Below are 23585 nucleotides of genomic sequence, written 5' to 3'. Positions count from 1 at the left end.
TACTCCCGCGTGGCGCCGCCGGAACGGGCCCGCGGAGGAGCAAACTACGGCCCGTCGACAGGGTCAGGAGCCAGGCAGGCAGAAGTCGAAATCGCAGCCCTGATCCGCTCCCAGAACGTGGTCGCGGAACAACTTTCGGTAGCCGGTGACGGGCGGCGGCGCGGACACCGGGAGATCGGCTCGGCGCTTCTCCAACTCGTCCGGCGGGACCAGCAGGTCGAGCCTGCCCTCGGACACGGACAGCCGGATCTGGTCGCCGGTGCGGACCAGAGCGAGCGGACCGCCCAGGGCGGCTTCCGGGGTGACGTGCAGGACGATCGTTCCGTACGCCGTACCACTCATGCGCGCATCGGAGATCCGGACCATGTCGCGAACACCACTCCGGGCGAGTTTGGCCGGGATGGGCAGATAGCCGGCCTCAGGCATCCCGGCTCCGAGTGGTCCGGCGTTCTGCAGGACCAGTACGTCGGAGGGCTCCACATCCAGCGCGGGGTCGTCGATGCGGGCCGCCAAGTCCTCCAACGAGCTGAACACGACAGCACGGCCAGTCGTCTCGAAGAGCGCCGGGTCGGCGGCGGACCGCTTGATCAGCGCACCAGACGGCGCCAGCGACCCACTCAGCCAGACCAGTCCGCCCTTGTCCCGGCTCGGAGCGCTCAACGGACGCACGACATCCCGATCCACCCAGGGCGGTCCGTCACCCAGCCGCTCCCCCAGCGTCTCCCCGGTCACCGTCAGCGCGGACAGGTCCAGCAAGTCCCGCAGCTCATGCAGTACGGCGGGCAGTCCGCCGGAGGCATGCAGATCCTCCATGTAGTGAGCACCGGTCGGCTTCAGCTCGACCAGGACCGGTGTGGTGTCACTCAGCTCGTTCAGCTCGTCAGGATCGATCCTCAGCCCGAGCCGTCCGGCGATCGCGGTCAGATGGATCAAGGCATTTGTCGACCCGCCGATCGCCAACAGCACCCGCAGCGCGTTGCGTACCGAGGCCGCGGTGACGACCTGGTCCGGCGTACGTCCGGCAACGGCGATAGACACTGCGGCGGCACCGGTCGCTTCACCGATGCGCAGCCGGTCCGCGTGGACCGCGGGAGCCGCAGCGCTGTCCGGCAGAGCCATGCCGAGAGCCTCCACGATGCAGGCCATCGTCGACGCGGTCCCCATGACCGCACAGGTGCCTGCGGTCGTCGCCAGGTTGCGCTCCACCCGCCCGATCTCTTCCTCCGACACCTCACCGGCCCGGTAGCTCGCCCAGAAACGACGGCAGTCAGTGCACGCACCCAACCGCTCGCCTTGGTACCGCCCGGTCGACATCGGACCAGTGACAAGCTGGATCGCCGGCCGCCCGGCCGAGAACGCTCCCATCAGCTGCGCCGGAACGGTCTTGTCGCAGCCGCCGACGAGGACGACACCGTCCATCGGCTGCGCACGGACGAGTTCCTCGACGTCCATCGCCATCAGGTTGCGGTAGACCATCGAGGTCGGCTCGAGGAAGCTCTCCCCCAGCGAGACGGTCGGGAACTCCATCGGCAGCCCGCCGGCCGCGATGATGCCGCGGGCCACCGACTTCACCAGCTCCGGCTGTTGCCGGTGGCAAGGGTTGTAGTCGCTGGCCGAAGTGGCGATGCCGATCACCGGACGATCCAGCGACTCCGGCGACCGGCCGCTGGCGTGCAGGAACGCCCGCCGCAGGAACCGCGAGAACTCCGGGTCCCCGTAGCTGACCAGCCCCCGGTAGATGCCCGTCGTCATAGTGCTCCTGGTGTCCGGCGAAGGTGTTCCTCCAGCAACCGCAGCATGCTCTCCGGCGGTACGCCGGCCGGCGCGCGGACAGCGTCGTACGCGATCAACCCGCGCAGGACCAGACTGCGCTTGCGCAGACCGAGCGCGATCCCGGCCTGGAACTCGAAGTTGACCAGCGGCAGGTAGTCCCGCCAGACCTCACGCGCCGCCTCGAAGCCACCGGACCGGTACGCCGCCACGCACGCGAGCAACCCCTCCGGCACGGAGAAGCCGGTCATCGCGCCGGCCGCACCGACCGCCAGTTCGTCGAGCAGACAGGTGCCGCCGAGCCCGCCGAAGATCGGTACGTCGAGTCCGGCCGCCAACTCGGCCACCGCGGGCGGGCTCGGCGACGACTCGGACTTCACAGCCACGGCGGACGTCACGGTGCGTACGGCGGCGATCAGATCGGCGGTGGCGATCTGAATACCGGTGATCACCGGGTAGTCCTGCACCACGAGCGGGCGTTCGGTGCGGTTGGCAACCTCGTTCAGATGGTTGCTCAAGGCATCCGGATCGCCGGAGTTCACCTGAACCATGAGGCCGGCCAGGCGAGACCCGACGGCCGGCAACACATTGGCCGCCTCGGCCACCACCTCGTCGAGCTTCAGTGCACTGATGCCGATGACGAGGGGCAGCCGAGCCGAGGAGGCAACGACCGTCTCCACCACCGTCCGCCGCTCCGCGGGAGTCAGGCGCGCCGCTTCGCCGAAGACACCGAGCACGGTCAGCCCGGTCGCCCCGATGGACTCGTAGTGCCGGACCTGCCGCGCCAGCGACTCCGTGTCGACCGCGGATCCGTCCGCCGTCAGTGGCGTCGCCAGCACGCCCCACACCCCGGGATCCAGCGTCATGGAGTTCCTCTCGTCGTCACCGCGGCGGCAGGTGCCACCTCTCTGCCCTACCCGGACAGCTTTACCCCACCGAACGGCGAGGAATCAGACCGCCCTGGTCAGGACGACGAGGCTCAGCGACGGCAGCGGAAGGTCCAGCGTGAGAGAGAGCGCTCCGTCGACTGTGACCGCGGCGTCGTCGGCGAACCGCTCGAGTCCCTGGCGATCGGTGATCGTCGCGAGCTGCTCGGGTGTCGGGTCCTGTGGGCCGCCGAGGTCCTGCCAAACCGTGTGGCTGTTGCTGTGGCTGTGGTCGATCCGGTAGTGCTGCACCGTCCAGTCGCCGGAGTCCAGTCCGTTCACCTCGAGGTCGACCCGAGCCGTCGTGGTGTCGGCGGCGTACTGGTCGTCGGCGTGCCGCCAGACGAGGACGGCGACGCTGCCGTCCGCCGAGGCGCGGCTCGCGATCACGTCGACCTCCTCGGGCAGACCGTTGCCCAAGGCACTGATGTCGGAGATGTCGGCGGAGCGGTCGGACGAGGCCGCGATCCGGCGGTCGCCGAGGAGCGCGAACACCCGGTAGGCGTTCATCAGGGGCTTCTCGACCCCCGCCGCGGTGACGAAACTCCGGGTGCCCTCGAAGTACCGCTCGCCCTCGATCTGGAAGCTCCAGGTGGTTGCCTCGTGCACCTTCGCGGTGTGCTGCTCGTTGAGGTCGAGCACCTTCTTCATCAGCTTCGCCTGGAAGACCGGGTAGTACTCGTTGTTGCGGTAGGCGAAGTTCGAGTTGTCGTAGATCCCCCAGTGCGCGGGCACCGACGCGTCACACTCGTCCACGATCACCGGCTGACCGGCGTACTGCGGGAACTCCTCGATGACGGCCAGCGCGCGGTCGATCTCCCGGAGCATCTTCGGCGTCGACGGCGACTGCTGCAGGGACGCCGGCGCACCGATCGGGCCGTAGGTGCGCCATGGTGTGAAGTGCGAACCCTTGGTGTGGAAGGAGACGAAGTCCACGGGCAGGTCGCGATCCGCGCAGGCCTGCAGGAAGCCGCGGAGGAACTCGGCACCGCGGTCGCCACCGGTGACAGCGGGTCCGCCGACCTTGGCCTCGGGGTAGACCTGGCGGATCGACTTGACCGTGACGTCGTACAGCTCGTGGAACTGTTCGGGCGTGCCCTTCCAGTAGGAGATGTCGGGTTCGTTCCACAGCTCCCAGAGCCAGTGCTGGACCTCGTCGGCGCCGTATCGCTCGAGGGCGTGCTCGACGAGCGCGGCGACCAGGCCGCCCCACTTCGCGTAGTCGTTCGGCGGGTAGGTCCACCAGCCGGCCTCGTACCCGCTGTACTGGCTGGGGCTGTCGCCGAACGGGAAGTCGGTCTTGGCCTCCTCCGGCACCAGCGCGAGCGGCGTGAACGCGAGCTCGACCAGGGGATGATGCCCGGCCTCGACGATCGCGTCGTAGGTCAGATCGGCGATCGTGAAGTCGTAGAACGGCTTCCCGTCCGCGTCCTCGTGGTAGACGTTGCCGCTCCCCCAGTGCGGCAGGCCGAAGCCGGTGCCGCTGTTGAAGATGTTGTGCGGGCGGACGTGGTACGGCGTCTCAGCGAACCCACCGATCGTCCGCAGGGTCCGGCGCCCCTGCGGGGTGTAGGTCCAGTTGATCTCGTCGTATCCGAGGCTCGCCCACGGGCGGTCGAGCTCACACAGCTCGCGGGCGGCGTCGACGACGACGCGGGCCTGATCCAGCCGCGGCGCGTCAGGGTCGGACGGGGCATACGGGAGTTGCTGAACCGCGCTGGGAGAGCTGTTCTCGGTCATGTCGGCCTTTCAGTCCGGTTGTATCGATAAACACGCTTCGGCATCGAGGCGCTGCCGGCCCCGAGGGCCAGGGCGGCGCGTCGCCGGGAGGTCGGGCGAGTCGAGTGGAGGTCGGGCCGAGTCGTCCCGGGGACGAGATCGGGCCGGGCGGCCAGGACCGACCCGCGGCGGAAAGGCGGCCGGGGTCTCCGGCTCGACATCTCCCCGTGGCGAGTCCTGCGAGTTAGCCTGGTCGCGGCATTGTTAAATGTCAATGGTTAACAATCAACGTTTTACACCGATGGAGGAACCGACCGTGGCCGGACCGCTGGATCAGCTCGCCCGGCAGGCCGAGCGCAGTCCTGCGTTGTGGGCGACCGTCGTACCGGCGCTGCGGCAGATGATCGTCAGCGGTGCCCTCGCACCGGGCGAACACCTCCCCGAGGGTGAGCTCGCGGCCGCGCTGGAGATGAGTCGCGGCCCGATCCGGGAGGCGCTGATCGAGCTCGAACGCGAGGGGCTGGTCGTCCTGCGCCGGCATCGCGGCGCGCAGGTGATCGCGCTGACCGACGAGGACATCGAGGAGATCTACACGCTCCGGCTGAGCCTCGAACAACTGGCGATCGCCCGGGCACTCCCCCGGCTGACCGACGAGCACCTGGCGACGCTGGACGACGTACTCGAGCGGATGCGGGCGCTCGGGCCGGACTACGAGCCGCAGACCGCACTGGATCTCGACTTCGCGTTCCACGACGTGCTCTACCAGGCCGCCGCGCATTCGCGGCTCGACCGCGCCTGGCAGCAGATCCGCAGCCAGGTCGCGATGTTCCTCCACTCGCGCCATGTCGCCCGCCGCGACTTCCACGAGATCGCGTACGCCGAGCACAAGGCGATCCGCGACATCCTCACCGGCGGTGACACCGCCGCCGCCACCGAAGCCATCGACAACCACCTCACCGGCGCCTACCGCCGCCTCATCGCCGCCCGCCACTGACTCGCCCTGTGGATGCGTGAGGATGGCGGTATGAGGCCGGTGATTCTTGACGTTGATACGGGGTTGGATGATGCGTGTGCGCTGCTGCTGGCCGCGCGGCATCCTGAGGTCGACCTGAAGGCGGTGACCTGTGTTGGTGGGAACGTCGGGCTGGACGACGTCGTGATCAACACGCTGACGGTTCTGGAGGCTGCCGGTCGGACCGACGTGCCCGTGGCTCGGGGAGCCGCGATGCCGTTGCTGCAGCCTGTTCGCGCGGCGCCTCACGTCCATGGCACCGACGGGCTCGGCGACCTGGACTGGCCGCGGTCGACTCGCACGACGGACGCTCGGCACGCGGTCGAGTTGCTGCGGGACGTACTGCGTGACGCCGCGGCGACCGGAGAGCCCGTGACGCTGATCCCGTTGGCACCGATGACGAACATCGCGCTTCTGCTCCGGACGTACCCGGAGGCGGCGGCCGGACTCCGCGAGATCGTGTTCATGGGTGGCGCGGCCGGGATCGGGAACGCCACCGCCTCGGCGGAGTTCAACATCTGGACGGATCCGGAGGCGGCCGCGGTCGTCCTCACCGCGGCCGGCGAGCTCGGCGTACCGGTGACGATGTACGGCCTGGATGTGTTCTACGACTTGGTGATCACGATGGAGCAGGCGCGAGGGCTGGGTGGATCGCCGTCGGCGGACCTGGCTCGGCGGCTGATCGAGAAGCGGAGCGAGTTGTACAAGTCGGACGGTGCCAGCATCGGCGACGGTGGTGCGGTGTGTGCGGTGATCGATCCGGACGGGCTGACGACACAGCCTTTCCCGTTGCGGGTAGAGCTGTCCGGGAGTTGGTCGCGCGGGCGGACGATCGTCGACACGCGCGACTGGGCGGCCGACCTCAGCAGCGATCCCCATGGGCCGTCGCCGACCGTCGTACAAGTGGCGACCGCGGTGGACGCCGCGCGGTACGCCGAACTCTGGTTGAGCACGGTCAAGTAGCCAGCTCCTGCAGCCGGGCGCGCAGTCCGTCCATGAACAGCTCGAGGCCGTCGCCGAAGAGGTCGGCGGCGCCGCTGGACTCGGCGACCACGGCGGCGAGAGTCCAACGGGCGCTGACCTCGAAGAGATGACGCGCCTGCGATTCGGGTACGCCGAGGTCCACGAGGGATTCGATCTGCGCGCGGACCAGCTCAGCTCGCGATCCCTCGCCCCGATCCCGGTCCGGGGTCGCCTTGGCCTGGATCAGGCCGGCCAGTCCGGGGTGCTCGGCGTAGAACGCCCGCAGTTCGAGCGCCCCAACCTTGGTGACCGCGATCCACTCGTCGACACTGCGCACCCTCTGGTACGCCGCGTTGTCGTCGGTGAACTGATCGAACGCGTTCCGAGCGACCAGATCGAGGAGTTCGTCCTTGTTGTGGACGTGGTGGTAGAGCGACGGAGCGCGGACACTCAACCGCTCGGCCACCGATCGCATGGTGAGTCCGTCGACGCCGTTGCCACGGATGACCGCGAGGGCAGCGTCTGCGATCGCGCCGACGGAGATCCCTGCGGCCGTATGGGAGGACGGATCGCGTGTGGTCACGAAAACCTCGTTGTCGGGTCGGGTCCCGGGCGGTTAAATTGCTGTCTAACGACATTAGACAGCCTACCCGAGGACGGCATCGTGCCTGGACTGCACCCGGACTATCCGCTGCGCACCGAGCGACTCGACCTGCGGCCGCATCGGATGGACGACTTGGACGATCTGTACGCGTTCCACTCGCGGCCAGAGGTCGTGCGGTACACGCCGTGGCCGGTGCGGGACCGCGAACAGACGCGGGTCGCGCTCGAGACCAAGCTGTCGCAGGGAGAGCTGACCGAACCGGGTCAGTGGCTGGTGCTCGCGATCGAGCTTCGCGAGACCGGGACGGTGATCGGGGAAGTCCTGCTGAAGTGGGCGAGCCAGACGGATCGGCAGGGCGAGATCGGCTTCGCGCTGCACACCGACTATCAGGGCAAAGGCCTGGCCGCGGAGGCCGCGCGCGAGGTTCTGCGGGTGGGCTTCGAGGATCTGGGGCTGCACCGGATCGTTGCGATCCTGGACGATCGCAACACGGCGTCCGCCCAGTTGCTGGAGCGTCTGGGCATGCGGCGCGAGGCTCACCACATCCACGCCCTGCAGTTCAAAGGCGAATGGGCGAACGAGTACGTCTACGCTCTCCTGGAGGAGGACTGGCGCGCGACAGCCTCTTAGGGGGTTGCGGTGGGGATCGACAACCAGATCTACGACCGGATCGGCGGCGGTTGGTGGGACGAGGCCAATCCGCTGAACATGCTGAACGGGAGTTTCACGCCCGGCCGGTTCGCCTACTTCCGCAGCGTCCTCGCCCGCCGCGGCCTCGACCCGGCCGGCTTGCGGGCCGTCGACATCGGGTGCGGGGGCGGCTTCATGGCCGAAGAGTTCGCCCGGCTGGGATGCCAGGTCGCCGGCATCGACCCGTCAGAGGTCTCGGTCAGGACCGCGCGGGAGCATGCCGGGTCGTCGGGTCTCACCATTGGTTATGCCGTCGCATCCGGCGAGCGGCTCCCCCTCGACACCGAGAGTGTTGAGCTCGCCTGTTGCTGCGACGTACTCGAGCATGTGTCGGACCTGGATCGGGTGATCGGGGAGACCGCGCGCGTGCTGAAACCGGGCGGAATCTACTTGTTCGACACGATCAATCGGACGTTCGCGTCGAAGATCCTGGTGATCAAGGTGGCGCAGGACTGGCGGCCGACGAGGGTTATCGACACCGAGTTGCACTCGTGGAACATGTTCATCACGCCGACGGAGCTCGAAGGAACCCTGCGCCGCCACGGGCTGCGCTTGGGCGAGATCACGGGCCTCGGACCTCGCGCGAACAAACTCGTCGTACTGCGGAGCTATCTGCAAGCCCGCCGCGGTCGCATTACCTTCGGCCGGCTCAGTGAGTTGATGGACGTCGGCGAGGTGAAGGCCACCGGCGTCTCCTACATGGGCTACGCCGTCAAGAACGAATGATCACCGGTCAGCGAGCGATCGGGATCTGCAGGGTCTGACCGGGGACGAGGTCGGCCGGGCCGGACAGTTTGTTGAGGTCGGCGATCTTCTCGACGACGGTCGCCGGGTCCTGCGCCGGGTTGGTGTCCTGGGCGATCGACCACAAAGTCTGACCGGGCGCCACCTGAACCGGAACCGTGTGGGTGAAGTCAGGGCCGGGCTCGAGTACGCCGCTGATCCGCAGGCCGAGCACGACGATCGCCGAGCCGAAGACCAGCACGGACAACGCCGTCATCAGCATCCGGCCGCGCCGGGTCAGCCGCAGCGCCGGCGCCTCGGCCTCCGCGGTACGGCGGACGCGGGCGGGGTCTGCGTGCCGCCGGACGCGGGTCGGCTCGGTCGTGTGACGGCCGAGAACCTCGCCGGAGCAGGCCCGGACCGGGAGTGGCTCGGTCGTCGTACCGGTGATCCTCGGGCGGCGGCGGGGCACGCTGTTCGGAGACGGCGCAACCTCGGGCGCCTGGCGTCCTGCCAGTGCGCCGGCCGCGAGAGCCGCTGTGCTCATCGGATCCTCCAGACCTCGGTCAGTCCACGTCCTGCGGTGTCGATCCCTGTCTACCGGCCGCCTCCGACAGTTTCTGAAAGCGGCCCGCCCGACCGACCCGAACACCTGTTCGATCGAACGCCTGTACGAATGATTAACCGACAGGCACCCGTCACGCAACCACTTCCAACCACGACACGCCCGGGAAATTCCCTGCACCGCCGGCGCCTTATAACCCGACACACGAACAAACGTGCGAACCGACACGCCTTCGAACAGATGTTTGAAGAATCTCAGGATTCGGTCTACGGTCATGTCAGTCGAGCAAGCTTGGCCGGTGCGCGAGCGGCGGCCCGACCCGAGGAGCAACGACCGATGGCCAGGACGCCGAGCGGTTCCAGTAAGGGCGAGCGCAGCGGTGCGGACGAGGTCGCGGACCGGACCGTGACCGAGCTGCCGGACGGCCCCGCCGACGCCACCGGCCTGACGCCGCGCCAGCGTCGCGTTCTGGACGTCATCCGCGACTCGGTCGACAGCCGTGGATACCCGCCGTCGATGCGCGAGATCGGTGAGCGGGTCGGCCTGACCAGCTCCTCGTCGGTGTCACACCAGCTCCGCGTGCTGGAGCAGAAGGGCCTGCTCCGCCGCGACCCGAACCGCCCGCGGGCCATCGAGGTCCGCTACCCCGGCGAGGTCGACGCTGCGGCCCGCCGGTCGGCGCTCGGCTCCGTGCGGCAGACGTCGTACGACGAGACCGGGGCCGGCGACGCGCACCCGGACGCGGCGTACGTGCCGGTGGTCGGGCGGATCGCCGCCGGTGGCCCGATCCTGGCCGAGCAGGAGATCGAGGAGATCTTCCCGTTGCCGAAGGCAATGGTCGGCGAGGGCACGCTGTTCATGCTGCGGGTCAAAGGTGAGTCGATGATCGACGCGGCGATCTGCGACGGCGACTGGGTCGTGGTCCGGCAGCAGCCGAACGCGGAGAACGGCGACATCGTGGCCGCGATGATCGACGGCGAGGCGACGGTCAAGACGTTCAAGAAGACCAAGACCGAGATCCTGCTGCTACCACACAACCCGGCCTTCGAACCGATCGACGGCAAAGATGCCATCATTCTCGGAAAGGTCGTAACAGTTCTGCGCCGTGTCTGACATGTCAGACAGCGAGCGAAGTCGGGCGTGTCGTGTCAGCATTGAACCATGACGACTGTCTATGACTTCAGCGCGCGGCGGATCGAAGGCAATGAACAGTCTCTTGCCGATTTCCGCGACCAGGTGCTCCTGGTGGTGAACACGGCGTCGCAGTGTGCCCAGACTCCGCAGTACACGGGGTTGCAGAAGCTCTACAAGGCTTACCGTAGACAAGGCTTCTCGGTGCTGGGTTTCCCCTGCGACCAGTTCGGCCACCAGGAGCCTGGTGACGAGAACGAGATCGCGAACTTCTGTTCGACGATCTATCACGTCACGTTCCCCATGTTCGCCAAGATCGATGTGAACGGGTCGAAGACGCTTCCGCTGTTCAACTGGTTGAAGCGTGAGCAGGGCGGCCTGCTCGGCGGGCGGATCAAGTGGAACTTCACCAAGTTCCTGATCGGCCGTGACGGCGGCGTGATCGCCCGCTACGCCCCGACCCACGCACCGGACAAACTCGCCGACAAGATCGAGGCGGCACTGGCGATTCCCGCGCCGTCCCGGGAATCGAACGACTGAACCATCCGGCGCGGTTCCCGGGGGAATCGTCGCCGCGGGCAACGGTCGTTGACGCGAAGAGCACAAGAGTTCCTTCCGCCGTTGCCGGAATATCGTTGCTGAATGAGACACCTGAACATCGACCGTCTCAGCGCAACGCAAATCTCTCCGAATTCCGGACAATGTCGTCGGCGCCCGGCCCGGCGCAAATTCAGCGGTCGACGAGAACCGCGTCGGCGTTGATGTCCAGCCGCAGACCGCGCCAGACCGGATGACGCAGGCGAGAATCCGCGGCCCATCCGGAGTAGGTCACCTCCGCGACCAGGACCGGGTCCAGCCAGTGCGCGATGCGGCGGTCGTGGGTGGGGATCGTCGACGGGTCGAACGGCGGAGCACCGATCTCGAGGCCGGCCAGCTCCGCGCTGAACATGTCGAGCGTGGCGAAGTCGAGGCCCGAGCCCACCTTCCCGATCAGGACCAGGTCACCGCCCGGCTCGGAGTAGGCGCCGCAGTAGAACGAGCCGATCTTGCCCTCGCGGTTGCCTTCGCCCGGGTGCCAGCCGCAGAGGATGACGTCGCGGGTCAGGACCGGCTTGATCTTGATCCAGTCCGAGCTGCGCCGGCCGGACAGATAGCGCGACTTCCGGCGCTTCGCCACCACGCCTTCGAGCCCGGTCGACATCGCCACGTCGAGCGCCGCTCCCCCGTCGTCGAACGCCGGCGGCGTCTCCCAGAACGGGTCGCCGATGTCGAGCGAGTCCAGCAGCCCGCGGCGATCGTCGTACGTTGCCTCCAGCAACCACTTGCCGTCGAAGCGGAGGACGTCGAACAGCCGCACCGAGACGGGCACCTGGGTGATCAGGTGCCGCAGCTGGCGCGGGTCCCGCACGTGCATCCGCCGTTGCAGCAGACCGAACGACGGTGCGCCGTTCTCGTCCAGGGTGACGATCTCACCATCGAGTACGGCGGGGAGCCGCAGGCCCGGGGCTTCGGCGAGACCGATCAACTCGGGGTAGCCGGCGGAGACGTCGCGGCTGTTGCGCGACCAGAGCCGGCAGACGCCGTCGTCCACCTCGGCGATGACGCGGATGCCGTCCCATTTGAGCTCGTACGACCAGCCCGCACCAGACGGCATCTCCCCCAGGGAGGCCATCATCGGCAGCACCGGAGGACTGGTCGCGGGGCTCATGTCGACTGCAACCGCTTCAGGGCGCCGAGCACCTTCTCACGATCCGCGGTCGGCCACATCGGAGGCAAGGAGGCGCGCAGGTACGCGCCGTACCGCTGGGTGATGATGCGGGGGTCGAGGATGGCGACCACGCCGCGGTCGCTGCTGCGGCGAATCAGCCGGCCCGTCCCCTGTGCGAGCAGCAGTGCGGCGTGCGTCGCGGCGACGGCCATGAAGCCGTTGCCACCCGCCTCGTCTACGGCGCGCTGGCGGGCCGCCATCAGCGGCTCGTCCGGTCGCGGGAACGGCACCCGGTCGATGATCACCAGGTTGCAGGTCGAGCCCGGTACGTCGATGCCCTGCCACAGCGACAGCGTGCCGAACAGGGACGTCTCCGGATCGTCGACGAACTCGCGAGCCAACTCGCCCAGTTGCGCGTCACCCTGGCAGAGCACCTTCAGGTCGGTCGCCTCGCGAACTGCGGCCGTCGCCGCCTCGGCCGCGCGGCGTGACGAGAACAGGCCGAGGGTACGGCCACCGGCGGCCGTGACCAGATCGATGATCTCGTCGAACTGCTTCTGCCCCAGTCCGTCGCGATGCGGTGGCGGCAGGTGCTTGGCGACGTACAGGATCGCCTGCTTCTCGTACTCGAACGGGGAGCCGACGTCGAGGCCGCGCCAGGGCAGCGGTCCGGTCTCGGAACTCTCGTCGAGCTCCGGCATCTCGTCGTCGTCATCGAGTTTGTCCGCCGGGCGCAGGCCGACCTGGCGGGCAATCGCGTCGAAGTCGCCGCCGAGGGTGAGGGTCGCGGAGGTGAGGACGGCGGTCCGGTCCTTGAGCACGAGCTCGCGGAGCAGGCCGGCGACGGTGAGCGGCGCGATCCGGAGCTCGCGGCCGAAGCGGTCGCGGTCGGTCATCCAGACCACGTCGGCGTCGCTGAGCGCCGCGACGCGCTCGGAGACGTCGAAGATCTCCTTGACCGCGCCCTTCGACTGCCGCTTCGCACCGTCGGGGTCGTCGTCCTTGTCGTCGGACTTCTTGTTCAGGTCGGAGTAGAGCGAGCGGGCGGCGTCGCGGACCAGCGCGGCGGCCTCCAGCACCGCGGCGTTCGACGGCTCGATGCGGCCTTCGCGCGTGCTGTCGAGGGCGGCGCGGAGGGCGTCGGAGGCATCGATCAGGTCGTCGGCCTTGTCGTCGTCGACGAAGCGGCGGGACCGTTTGGCGGCGCGCTCGACCATCTGCGGGGAGAGCTCGTCGCCGGCCGCGCCGGTGACGCGGGCGGGCAGCTCGTGCGCCTCGTCGACGATGATCACGTCGTGCTCGGGCAGCACGGTGCGGTTCTCGAAGGCGTCGATCGAGAGCAGGGCATGGTTCGTGATCACGATGTCGGCCTTGCGGGCCTGGTCCTTCGCCTTCTCCGCGAAGCATTCCTCGCCGTACGGGCATTTCTGCGCGCCGAGGCACTCGCGAGCGGCGATGGCGACCTGCTGCCAGGCTTGGTACTGGTGTGAGGGGGCGTGGTCGCGGTCGCCGGCCTTGCCGTCGAGCAGCTGCTGCTCGGCCCAGTCGCGCAGTTCGAGCACCTGCTGGCCGATCTGGCCGGGCGGCGGGACGTCGATGAGCATGCCGTCGTCGTCCGGCGCGCCCTCGCGGATCCGGTGCAGGCAGGCGTAGTTGTTGCGGCCCTTCTGGATCGCGTACGACGGTCTGCGCGGGAGGAGCTTCTCGGTCGCGTCGAGGAGCGCGGGGACGTCGCGGTCGACGAGCTGCGACTGGAGCGCGAGGGTCGCGGTGGACACGACGACGCGGCGGTCCTCGATCGCGTGCAGGAGCGCCGGGACGAGATAGCCGAGCGACTTGCCGGTGCCGGTGCCGGCTTGCACCAGGAGATGCGAACCGTCGTGCATCGAGGTGTCGACGGCCTGCGCCATCTCCACCTGACCGGGCCTGGTCTGCCCGTTGATCCCCGACACAGCAGCCTCGAGCAGTTCCCGCACATCAACACCCACCGCCACACCCTAGCCCGCCCGACGGACAGATTTCCGTCCGACGGCCGCAGGTGTGGATAACCCGGTCTCCCGCCTGATGCGTCGGTCGGTGCGATGGAGTGCCCGCTCCACCCATCGTCACGAGAGCCGGATATCCCCTCCCGTGGTGGGTTCTCTGCTCGCACACGATGGGAGAACCCACAACACCAAGGGATATCTGCGCATCAGCTGATCCGACACAGCCGAGGGCCGGGCGAAGGGCTTGGCATCGCCGTCGGGTCGTGGATTTCGGTTCGAGGCGGGCCGGTTCGTGGACGTCGATTCACGACTCGACGACCGTCCCGCCATGTGACGGCTGTTAGACGACGGCGCCGCGGTCGGGTTGGGCGTCTCGGTCTACCTGGGGGCGTTTGGGGCGTGGGGGTGGGGCTGGGTAGCGGCGTTCCAGCTCGAGCAGCAAAGGGGCCGCAGTGAGGTTGGAGGAGTAGGTGCCGACGAGGATGCCCAGGAGTAGCGCCAGGGCGAAGTCGGCCAGGGAGTCGCCGCCGAGGAACAGGAGGGCGCTGAGGATGAAGAGGGTGGAGATGCCGGTGTTGATGGTGCGGGGCAGGACGTTGACGATGGCGGTGTCGATGACCGGGCCGAGGTTCTCGGTCGAGCGCGCGCTGCGGGTCTCCCGGATGCGGTCGAAGACGACCACCGAGTCGTTCACCGTGTAGCCGATGATCGTGAGGATCGCGGCGAGGAAGATCCCGTCCACGGGCTTGCCGGTCCACGCGAACACACCGACCACGACCGCCACGTTCTGCAGCAACGCCAGCACCGCGCCGGCGCCGAACGTCCATCGGAACCGCGCAGCCAGATAGATCAACTGCGCGAGCAGCGCGATCCCGAGCGCGATCAGGCCCTTGTTCCGCAGTTCCTCACCCAGCGACGGCCCGATGCTCTCGTTGCGGACCAACTCCGTGCCGCCGCCGATCCTCGAGATCGACTCGCGGATCTTCTCCGCCTCGTCGTCGCTGATCGTGCCGGTCCGCACGGTGATGTCGTCGGCGCCGGACGCCTGCACCACCGCGTTCGGGTACCCGGCCTCGGCGACCGCGGCCCGCGCCTGGTCCGGTGTGATCCGCTGCGCCGTACTCACCTCGAGCAGCCGCCCACCGGTGAACTCGATGCCGAGATTCAGCCCGCGTACGGCGACCCCGGCAAGGCTCACGATGATGGCGATAGCCGTGATCAGCAGCCAGCGACGGCTGTGCTTCATCAACGACGGACGCCGCGCCTCCAGCCAGGTCCGAACCCGCCCGTGTCCTGCGATCCCACTCAGCCGCGGGTGCCGCACGACGAAGCCCCGCGACACCGCGAACTCCGCCAGCACGCGCGTCACGACCAGCGCCGACAACACCGAGGCCAGCACACCGATGCTCAGCGTGACGCCGAACCCGCGGACCGGTCCGGCAGCCAGGAAGAACAACAGTCCGGCAGCCAGCAGCGTGGTGATGTTCGAGTCGGCGATCGCGGACAGCGCGTTCCGGAAACCACTCCGCAGCGAGCGACGCAGCCCGTCGGTCCGCCCCGCGATGTAGTCCTCACGCGCCCGTTCGAAGACCAGAACGTTCGCATCGACCGCCATACCGATGGCCAGCACGAAGCCGGCCAGGCCCGGCAAGGTGAGCGTCGCCCCGAGCACGGTCAGGGCCGCGTAGGACATCCCGGCGTACCCGATCAGGCCGAGGACCGCCATCAGCCCGACCAGGCGGTAGACCATCACGATGAAGATCGCCGTGAGCGCCAGGCCGATGACGGCGGCCAGCGCGCTCGCCTGGATCGCGTCCTGTCCGAGCGACGGGCCGACGGTGCGCTGGTCGATGACCTCGACCGGCACCGGCAGCGCGCCACCGGAGATCAGCGCGGCCAGGTCCTTGGCCTGCTCCTCGTTGAAGGAGCCGGAGATCGTGGTCGTGCCGCCGCCGATGCCGATGTTGCACAGCTGGTTGCCGCCGTTCGGGTCGACCTGCGGCGCGCTGATGATCTCGTTGTCGAGCACGATCGCGATCAGCCGCTGCGGCGTGTTCAGCGGCTGGCAGGCGGCCTTGCCGGTGATGGCGGCCCAGGTCTTGCCACCATCGCCCTTGAAGTTCATCTCGACGAACCAGCCCATGGCGGCCTGCTGCGGGTCGAGCCGGCCCTCCGCGCCGCTGACCATCTCGCCGGTCATCGCGGGCTTGGCCAGCCGGAGGAAGCCCTGACCGGTGTCGCTGGGCAGGTAGAGCTCGCCCGCGGCCGGTTTGGCCGGCTTCGTCGCGACCTGGTCGAGCACCTCGTGGAAGGTGAGCTGCGCGGTCTTGCCGATCACCTGCGCGGCCTCGCGCGGATCCTGCACGCCGGGCAGTTCGACGATGATCCGGTTCTCGCCCTGGCGCGTCACGTTCGGCTCGCTGACGCCGAGCGCGTCGATCCGCCGGTGCAGCACCTGGGTGGCCTTGTCCGTGGTGTTCTTGTCCGCCTTGACCGTCGGCGAGTCCTTCGCCTCCAGCACGATCTGCGTTCCGCCACGCAGGTCGAGGCCGAGCTGCGGCTTGGCCGTCAGCACGACGTACGTCGAGGCTGCCAGCACGAAGAACGCCAGCAGCGCGCGGACGAGGGACGACCGGTTCACAACAGCCTCCGGAGGCTCTCGGCGAGGAGCGCTCAGTCTATGGAGCTGATGCAAAAGTCCATTCGGCTCCGAACTATTCCGGTGCGTCGATCCCGTGTTCGATCGCGTAGCGGACCAGTTCGGCCCGGTTGTGGAGCTGCAGCTTCCGGAGCGTGTTCTGCACGTGGTTCTCAACCGTCCGGTGCGACAGCACGAGCCGGGTCGCGATCTGGCGAGCGGTCAGCCCGCGGGCCACCAGGCGGAGCACCTCTGTCTCCCGCTCGGTCAGGTGCGGCACCTCCGGCCCTGCGCCGAGCCGTCGGTACTCCCCCAGCAACAGTCCGGCCAGTCCGGCGCTGAACACCGCGTCGCCTTCCGCAGTACGCCGTACTGCGTCGTCGAACTCGTCCAACGACGCCGACTTCACCAGATAGCCGGAGGCGCCGTTCTTCACCGCGTCCAGTACGTCGCTCTGCTCGGCACTGGCCGACAGCACCAGCACCCGCGTGTCCGGCAGCGCGGCGGTGATCTCCCGGGTCGCGTCGACGCCGGACCCGTCGCCGAGCTGCAGATCCATCACCACCACGTCCGGCCGGGTCGCCAGCGCGATCTTCACCGCACCAGCCACGTCCGAGGCTGTCGCGCAGACGTCGTACCCACGGCTGCCCAGATCGCGCGCCACGCCCTCGCGCCACATCGGATGGTCGTCGACGATCATCACGCGTGTCATGTAGCCACCTTCAGTTCCCACTCGGTTCCCTCGCCGGGGGCGGTCCGGACCATGACTGTGCCACCTAGATCGGCGATGCGGCCGCGGATCGACTCACTGACGCCCAGGTGCCCGTCGACGCGGGCCTGCTCCAGCCGGGCAGGCGTCGTACCGATCCCGTCGTCGCGGATCGACACGACCACCTCGTCGCCGAGGTCCTCGACCACCACCCAGGACCGGGCCGCTGGTCCGGCGTGCTTGTCCACGTTGCTCAGCGCTTCGTTGACCGCGGCCACCAGTTCGGCGGCGGTTGCGGCCGGCAACAGGACCGGCGAGGCCGGTACGACGACGTCCACGCGGGTGGTGGCCAGCGGCAGCAACAGCCCGCACAGGTCGACGCTGTCGCCCTCGCCGACCGTCGGGCGGGACGACATCAGGGTGCGCAGGGCAACTTCCTGCTCGGCGGCCAGCTCGGCGAGTTCCAGCGCCTCACCGCCGATCGCCGTACCGCGACGCTGGACCTGGGCCAGCACCTGCAGCACGCCGTCGTGGATGGACCGGCTGAGCCGCAGCCGCTCGGCGGTGGCGCTCTCGGTCGCGATCGCTTCGCGCAGGCGCGCTCCCGCCTGCCGCATGGTCGAGGCGGCGTACCCGACGACCAGACCGGCGACCAGCAGCAGTTGCACGTTGCCGAGGATCTTCGACGCGTGGTCGACACCGCGTAGCGACAGCAGCGCCAGGCTCACGGTCACGGCGCCGAGCAGACCGCCGTCCCGCCCGCGGGAGATGGCCAGCGCGAGCACCGGTCCGGCCGCCCAGACCGAGGTCAGCACGGACGCTCCGGCGCGGATGTCCAGCAGCGGTTGCGCGAGCAGGGTCGCGTACATGCAGCCGACGGTGATGACCAGGTCGGCGAAGGCCAGCCGGGTGTTGCGGCGTCCCCAGCGCCGGCTGTAGCCGATCGAGGAGACGACGGTCCAGACACCCATGATGGCCAGCAGCAGCACCGCCCCGGACGGCCGGACGATCCCGTCCCACCGGGTCCAGACGCCGAAGCACGCGAACCCGAAGGCGATCACGCGGAAGGCGACCAGGGCACGCCACAACGGCTGCAGGAGGTCGACGGGGTCGGACTTCACCGGGACAGTCTGCCAATCGACCGGCCCGCCGCGGCTGAGGCGTCGTACCGGACCGGTCAGGTAGTCCTACTCATGGCGCAGGATTCCCCGCAGGTTTCCCGGATTTTCCGCCATCCACTTCAGGTCTGCCGGTTTTCGCCGTACTCTCGCGCAAAACACGCTCGGGGGAGCTTCGATCACGCCGCGTCACCATCGCGGTGGCAGCGACCAATGCATGGAGGGGAATCGTGCGCAAGCTACCCGCCGGGCTGTTCAGCCTGGCCCTTGCGGCGACGTTCGGACTGAGCATGGCTTCGTCCGGCGCCGCCGCCCCGCCTGAAGGGGCTCCCGCAGCCACGAGCGCCAGCGAGCCGGCCCAGACGTCCGACGAGCTGTCGAGCCCGCTCGAGGACCAGCGTCGCGAACTGCGCCAGGAAGCGCTGACGAAGGTGCTGAACGGCACCGCCAAGGCCGAGAAACGCGGCGCCAGCACGGTCGTGAAGGTCGGCACCAAGTCGGCCGCGGCCAAGGGCCAGGGTGGCCCGAAGGCCAAGCAGACCGTCGACCAGTACGTCGAGCTGAGCCGGGAGAAGACCGACCGGATCTTCGTGATCCTGGCCGAGTTCGGCAACGAGCGGCACCCGAGCTACCCGGACAAGGATCAGGCACCGAGCATCCCCGGCCCGGCGACGTTCGAGGGGCCGCTGCACAACGCGATCCCCGAGCCGGACCGGTCGGTCGACAACTCCACCGTCTGGCAGGCCGACTACAACCAGCAGCACTTCCAGGACATGTACTTCGGCAACGGCAACTCCGTGAAGAAGTACTACGAGAAGCAGTCCTCGGGCCGCTACTCGGTCTCCGGTGAGGTCACCGACTGGGTCAAGGTGAGGTACAACGAGGCCCGCTACGGTCGCTCGAACGGCTTCCCCTGCACCGGCAACGTCTGCAACAACACCTGGTACCTGATCCAGGACGCGGTGAACCAGTGGGTCGCCGACCAGGAGGCGGCCGGCCGCACCAAGGCGCAGATCACCGCCGACCTGAAGACGTTCGACCAGTGGGACCGCTACGACTTCGACGGTGACGGCAACTTCAACGAGCCGGACGGCTTCATCGACCACTTCCAGATCGTCCACGCCGGCGGCGACCAGGCCGACGGCGACCCGCAGCAGGGTGAGGACGCGATCTGGTCGCACCGCTGGTACGCCGGCTTCCCCGGCGGCCCGGCGAACAACCCGATCGGTGGCGCTCAGATCGGCGACACCGGCATGTGGGTCGGTGACTACACGATCCAGCCGGAGAACGGCGGCGTCAGCGTCTTCGCGCACGAGTACGCGCACGACCTGGGCCTGCCCGACGAGTACGACACCTCCGGTGCGGCCGTCGAGAACGGCGTGAACTGGTGGACCCTGATGGCCCAGAGCCGGGTCAGCGCGGCCACCGACGGCGGGCTCGGCGAGCGCGCGGCCGACCTGAACGCGTGGGACAAGCTGCAGCTGGGCTGGCTCGACTACGAGATCGTCAACGCCGGCCAGAAGCGGACGGTCGAACTCGGCCCGCACGAATACAACTCGACCAAGGCCCAGGGGCTGGTGGTGACGCTGCCGAAGAAGGCGCGCGTCAACGAACTCGTGCCACCAGCGGTCGGGACCAAGTCGTGGTGGAGCGGCGCCGGCGACAACTTCACCCACACGATGAACCGTCAGATCGCCCTGCCCGCCGGAGCACCGGCCAGCCTCACTTTCCAGGCCAACTGGGACATCGAGGACTGCGGTACGACGGCGTGTGACTACGCCTACGTCGAGGTCAACGACGGCACCGGCTACAAGCCGATCCAGGGCAGCATCACCAAGCCGGCCGAGGGCAACGGCATCGACGGCAAGAGCAACGGCTGGGTCCCGGCGACCTTCGACCTGTCCGCCTACGCGGGCAAGACGGTCGGCCTGCAGTTCCGCTACACCACCGACCCGAACACCGGCGGCAAGGGCTTCTTCGCCGACGACATCAAGGTGACGTCCGGGACGACCACGGTGCTGACCTCCGGCGCGGAGACCTCGCCGGACGGCTGGACGCTGAACGGCTTCAGCGCCCAGGGCGCGAGCTTCACCAGCATGCACGACAACTTCTACCTGGCGTCGCACATCAACTACGTCGCCCAGGACCAGTACCTGAAGACCGGTCCGTACAACTTCGGCTGGCTGAACACCCTGCCGGACAAGGTCGAGCACTTCCCGTACCAGGACGGTCTGCTGGTCTGGTACTGGGACACCTCGTTCAACGACAACAACACCAACACCCACCCCGGCGGCGGGCTCATCCTGCCGATCGACTCGCACCCGACCCCGATCAACCGGATCGACGGCCAGGTCTGGCGGCCGCGGGTGAGCGCGTACGACGCGACGTTCGGTCTGGAGAAGGCGGACTCGTTCACCCTGCACATCAACGGGCAGGCGAGCTACGTCCGCGGCCAGGACGCCGTACCGACGTTCAACGACAGCAAGCAGTACTGGTCGGCGGACCTGCCGACGAGCAGCGTGAAGGTCCCGAACAACGGGGTCAACATCAAGGTCGTGTCCCGCTCCGGGACGACCATGAAGGTTCAGGTGTCCAAGCGCAGCTGACCTGCTGAGCACAAGACAACGGCCCCGGGAGGATCCTCCCGGGGCCGTTGCCTGTGTCTGCCTTGCTTACTGAGCCGTTGCCACCTGGTACGGCGTCAGGTCGCCGGCCAGATCCGGGTGGACCCGGGCGGTGACGCGGGTGCCGTCCGCGGTGTGCTCCAGCTGGTCGACCGAGCCCTCGGAGTGGATCCGGGAGACCAGGTCACCCCGCTCGTACGGGAGCAGCAGGTCGAGCGCCACGTCCGGCTGCGGCAGCGAGGCCTCGACCAGCGACTTCAGCTTGTCGATGCCCTCGCCGGTGCGGGCCGAGACGACGATCGCGCGCGGCTCGCGGTGCAGGATCGGGGCCAGCGCCATCGGGTCGGCCAGGTCGGCCTTGTTGATGACGATGATCTCCGGGACGTCCGCGGCGCCGATCTCGCTCAGTACCTCGCGAACCGCCTGGATCTGCGCGAACGGGTCGGCGTGCGATCCGTCGACCACGTGCAGCAGCAGGTCCGCGTCCGCGACCTCCTCCAGCGTCGACCGGAACGCCTCGACGATGTCGTGCGGCAGGTGCCGGACGAACCCGACCGTGTCGGTGAACGTGTACACGCGGCCGTCGGACGTCGTCGTCCGCCGGGTGGTCGGGTCCAGGGTCGCGAACAGGGCGTTCTCGACCAGGACACCGGCACCGGTGATCTTGTTCAGCAGCGAGGACTTGCCGGCGTTGGTGTAGCCGGCGATCGCGACCGACGGGATCGCGTGCCGGCGGCGCTCCTGGCGCATCGTCGACCGCGTGCCCTTCATGCCCTTCAGCTCACGCCGCAGCTTGGAGATCTTGGTGTTGATCCGGCGCCGGTCGGTCTCGATCTTGGTCTCACCGGGACCACGGCCACCGATACCGCCACCGGCAGCACCGACGCGTCCACCGGCCTGGCGGGACAGGTTGCCACCCCAACCACGCAGGCGCTGCTTCATGTACTGCAGCTGGGCCAGCTCGACCTGGGCCTTGCCTTCCTTGCTCTTCGCGTGCTGGGCGAAGATGTCCAGGATCAGCGCGGTCCGGTCGACCACCTTGACCTTGAGCTTGTCCTCCAGGTTGCGCAGCTGCGCGGGCGCCAGCTCGCCGTCCGCGATCACCGTGTCCGCGCCGAGCGACGCGACCAGGTTGCGCAGGTCGGCCACCTTGCCGGAACCGATGAAGGTCGCCGGATCCGGCTTCTTCCGCCGCTGGATCACACCGTCCAGCACCTCGGAACCGGCGGTCTCGGCGAGCAGCTTCAGCTCGGCCAGCGAGTTCTCCGCGTCCTCGGCGCTGCCCTCGGTCCAGACGCCGACCAGCAGCACCCGCTCGAGCAGCAGCTTGCGGTACTCGACCTCGCTGATGTCGGTCAGCTCGGTCGACATGCCGACTACGCGGCGTAGCGCCTGGCGCTCCTCGAGCTCGAGGCCCTCGGTGCTCAGTTCTTGTTCGAAGTCGTCGTGACCCGTCAACGAATCGCCGGAGTCATCGCCCTCGATGAGGTCAAGTTCGACTGCGTCCAACTCCCCCGCCCCACCGCCCCGGTCGCTGGTGGTGTCGTCGTATGAATGCGAATGGGTCGTCATATACCTTCCATCGTGGCACGGGCCACCAGTACAAGCGACCCGATTAACGGTAGTCAACGCCCCACGCGCTGCACGAATTCCTGATCAGAGCCTGGACAGGCCGATCCGTCCTCCGATACCAGCGCTCCGGTGTGCATTTCGACAGGAGGTGTCGACCCGCGATCGTGGTCGTCAGGCGCATTCACGCCTGCGACCGGCCGGGTCGTGTCGATACGTCCTGTCGAAATGCACCGTCACACAACCCGCCAGCCAACAATCCACGACTCGACGGATCCGGGCTCAGGCGGGCAGCCAGGTCCGGTCGAAGTCCCCGCGAGCGTGCACGACGGCCGGTCCGGTCAGCTCCAGGTGGTTGTCCGCACGCCATGTCACGGTGACCTCGCCACCCGGTACGCCGACGCGGTACGTGACCGGCAGCTCCTCCCGGGCCGCCCGCGCGGCCGCCACCGCGACGGCACACGTGCCCGTCCCGCAGGACCGCGTCTCGCCCGCTCCGCGCTCGTGCACCCGCATCTCGACGTCCCGCGGACCCCGCCGTACGACGAACTCCAGGTTGACGCCGGCGGGAAACGCTTCCTGGGGCGACCAGGTGGGCTGGTCGCAGAGGTTGCCCGGCTCGTGCAGGTCGTCGACGAACGCCACGGCGTGCGGGTTGCCCATGTCCACGTGAACGGCGGGCCACTGGTGACCGTTCGCCTCGACGACGATGCCCGCCGGACCGGGGAGCACGGGCTCGCCCATGTCCACGGTGAGCGTCCCGTCGTCGTTCTGCACGACCTCCTTGACCCCGGCGCGGGTCCCGACCCGGACCGGCTTGTCACCGGTCAGGCCGGCCTCGGCCAGGTACCTGGCGAACACCCGTACGCCGTTCCCGCACATCTCCGCGATCGAGCCGTCCGAGTTGCGGTAGTCCATGAACCAGTCGCCGCCGTCCTCGACGTACGACTGCTTGCCACCGTCGATCACCCGCAGTACGCCGTCCGCCCCGAGGCCCGCGTGCCGGTCGCAGAGGAACCGGACCAGCTCCGCATCGAGGTCCCCGTGGACCGAACCGTCGGGGTCGGGCAGGATCACGAAGTCGTTCTCCGTGCCATGCCCCTTCAGCCAGGGAAACGTGCTCATACCGAA

The 23585-nt window shown here is 68.5% G+C and carries 19 protein-coding genes; 7 read left to right on the top strand and 12 right to left on the bottom strand.

The window, feature by feature from the left end; genetic code table 11:
- Positions 1-63: 63 nt before the first annotated feature.
- The 3 genes from ACGFH6_RS44025 to ACGFH6_RS44015 form a co-directional block, all read right to left on the bottom strand.
- The gene (locus ACGFH6_RS44025) at positions 64-1752 is read right to left on the bottom strand and encodes a dihydroxy-acid dehydratase (RefSeq protein WP_393397189.1); all 1689 of its coding nucleotides are present in this window, start codon (positions 1750-1752) and stop codon (positions 64-66) included.
- Positions 1749-2636 (bottom strand): dihydrodipicolinate synthase family protein, encoded by an 888-nt coding sequence (locus tag ACGFH6_RS44020; protein WP_393397187.1) that lies wholly within the window; start codon positions 2634-2636, stop codon positions 1749-1751. The genes ACGFH6_RS44025 and ACGFH6_RS44020 overlap by 4 nt, the downstream gene beginning before the upstream one ends.
- 84 nt (positions 2637-2720) lie before the next feature.
- Positions 2721-4436, bottom strand: a complete 1716-nt coding sequence (locus tag ACGFH6_RS44015) for a glycosyl hydrolase (RefSeq protein WP_393397185.1) — start codon at positions 4434-4436, stop codon at positions 2721-2723.
- A 280-nt stretch (positions 4437-4716) separates the two neighbouring features.
- Between ACGFH6_RS44015 and ACGFH6_RS44010 the strand changes: the two genes are divergently transcribed.
- Positions 4717-5409, top strand: a complete 693-nt coding sequence (locus tag ACGFH6_RS44010; RefSeq protein ID WP_393397183.1) for a GntR family transcriptional regulator — start codon at positions 4717-4719, stop codon at positions 5407-5409.
- 30 nt (positions 5410-5439) lie between these two features.
- Positions 5440-6390 (top strand): nucleoside hydrolase, encoded by a 951-nt coding sequence (locus tag ACGFH6_RS44005; RefSeq protein WP_393397181.1) that lies wholly within the window; start codon positions 5440-5442, stop codon positions 6388-6390.
- On the opposite strand, the gene ACGFH6_RS44000 is transcribed toward ACGFH6_RS44005, so the two are convergent.
- A complete protein-coding gene (locus tag ACGFH6_RS44000) occupies positions 6383-6973 on the bottom strand; it encodes a TetR/AcrR family transcriptional regulator (RefSeq protein WP_393397179.1) in 591 nt (196 codons plus the stop codon). The genes ACGFH6_RS44005 and ACGFH6_RS44000 overlap by 8 nt on opposite strands.
- A gap of 81 nt (positions 6974-7054) precedes the next feature.
- On the opposite strand from ACGFH6_RS44000, the gene ACGFH6_RS43995 reads away from it, so the two are divergent.
- Positions 7055-7624 carry a GNAT family N-acetyltransferase gene (locus ACGFH6_RS43995; protein ID WP_393397177.1) on the top strand — a complete coding sequence of 190 codons (570 nt, stop codon included), beginning with the start codon at positions 7055-7057 and terminating at the stop codon, positions 7622-7624.
- A 9-nt stretch (positions 7625-7633) separates the two neighbouring features.
- The gene (ubiG, locus tag ACGFH6_RS43990) at positions 7634-8410 is read left to right on the top strand and encodes a bifunctional 2-polyprenyl-6-hydroxyphenol methylase/3-demethylubiquinol 3-O-methyltransferase UbiG (protein ID WP_393397175.1); all 777 of its coding nucleotides are present in this window, start codon (positions 7634-7636) and stop codon (positions 8408-8410) included.
- A gap of 7 nt (positions 8411-8417) precedes the next feature.
- On the opposite strand, the gene ACGFH6_RS43985 is transcribed toward ubiG, so the two are convergent.
- The gene (locus ACGFH6_RS43985; protein ID WP_393397173.1) at positions 8418-8954 is read right to left on the bottom strand and encodes a LysM peptidoglycan-binding domain-containing protein; all 537 of its coding nucleotides are present in this window, start codon (positions 8952-8954) and stop codon (positions 8418-8420) included.
- 354 nt (positions 8955-9308) lie between these two features.
- Between ACGFH6_RS43985 and lexA the strand changes: the two genes are divergently transcribed.
- Together lexA and ACGFH6_RS43975 are read left to right on the top strand one after the other, a co-directional pair.
- Positions 9309-10085 (top strand): transcriptional repressor LexA, encoded by a 777-nt coding sequence (gene lexA / locus ACGFH6_RS43980; protein WP_131517666.1) that lies wholly within the window; start codon positions 9309-9311, stop codon positions 10083-10085.
- Positions 10086-10133: 48 nt separating this feature from the next.
- A complete protein-coding gene (locus ACGFH6_RS43975) occupies positions 10134-10643 on the top strand; it encodes a glutathione peroxidase (protein WP_131354846.1) in 510 nt (169 codons plus the stop codon).
- 190 nt (positions 10644-10833) lie between these two features.
- On the opposite strand, the gene ligD is transcribed toward ACGFH6_RS43975, so the two are convergent.
- The 5 genes from ligD to macS all read right to left on the bottom strand — a co-directional run bounded on the left by ligD (position 10834) and on the right by macS (position 18264).
- Positions 10834-11811 carry a non-homologous end-joining DNA ligase gene (gene ligD, locus ACGFH6_RS43970; RefSeq protein ID WP_393397170.1) on the bottom strand — a complete coding sequence of 326 codons (978 nt, stop codon included), beginning with the start codon at positions 11809-11811 and terminating at the stop codon, positions 10834-10836.
- Positions 11808-13805: an ATP-dependent DNA helicase gene (locus tag ACGFH6_RS43965; protein ID WP_393397168.1), complete on the bottom strand. Its 1998-nt coding sequence runs from the start codon at positions 13803-13805 to the stop codon at positions 11808-11810. The genes ligD and ACGFH6_RS43965 overlap by 4 nt, the downstream gene beginning before the upstream one ends.
- 331 nt (positions 13806-14136) lie before the next feature.
- The gene (secD, locus tag ACGFH6_RS43960) at positions 14137-16437 is read right to left on the bottom strand and encodes a protein translocase subunit SecD (protein ID WP_393397166.1); all 2301 of its coding nucleotides are present in this window, start codon (positions 16435-16437) and stop codon (positions 14137-14139) included.
- A gap of 73 nt (positions 16438-16510) precedes the next feature.
- A complete protein-coding gene (locus ACGFH6_RS43955) occupies positions 16511-17146 on the bottom strand; it encodes a response regulator transcription factor (RefSeq protein ID WP_360452126.1) in 636 nt (211 codons plus the stop codon).
- Positions 17143-18264, bottom strand: coding sequence for a MacS family sensor histidine kinase (gene macS / locus ACGFH6_RS43950; RefSeq protein WP_393397163.1), 1122 nt, complete (start codon positions 18262-18264; stop codon positions 17143-17145). Before macS ends, ACGFH6_RS43955 begins: the two co-directional genes overlap by 4 nt.
- Positions 18265-18491: 227 nt before the next feature.
- On the opposite strand from macS, the gene ACGFH6_RS43945 reads away from it, so the two are divergent.
- On the top strand, positions 18492-20867 hold the full coding sequence (locus ACGFH6_RS43945) for an immune inhibitor A domain-containing protein (RefSeq protein ID WP_393397161.1): 2376 nt from the start codon (positions 18492-18494) through the stop codon (positions 20865-20867).
- A 66-nt stretch (positions 20868-20933) separates the two neighbouring features.
- Here the strand turns inward: ACGFH6_RS43945 and hflX are convergent, their stop codons facing one another.
- A complete protein-coding gene (gene hflX / locus ACGFH6_RS43940) occupies positions 20934-22457 on the bottom strand; it encodes a GTPase HflX (RefSeq protein ID WP_393397159.1) in 1524 nt (507 codons plus the stop codon).
- A 279-nt stretch (positions 22458-22736) separates the two neighbouring features.
- On the bottom strand, positions 22737-23579 hold the full coding sequence (gene dapF / locus ACGFH6_RS43935) for a diaminopimelate epimerase (protein WP_393397157.1): 843 nt from the start codon (positions 23577-23579) through the stop codon (positions 22737-22739).
- Positions 23580-23585 lie beyond the last annotated feature (6 nt).

The sequence above is a fragment of the Kribbella sp. NPDC049227 genome, from assembly GCF_043197265.1.
Taxonomy (GTDB): Bacteria; Actinomycetota; Actinomycetes; order Propionibacteriales; family Kribbellaceae; genus Kribbella.
The sequence above is the reverse complement of the archived record's forward strand: the minus strand, read 5'-3'. Positions and strand labels throughout refer to the sequence as shown.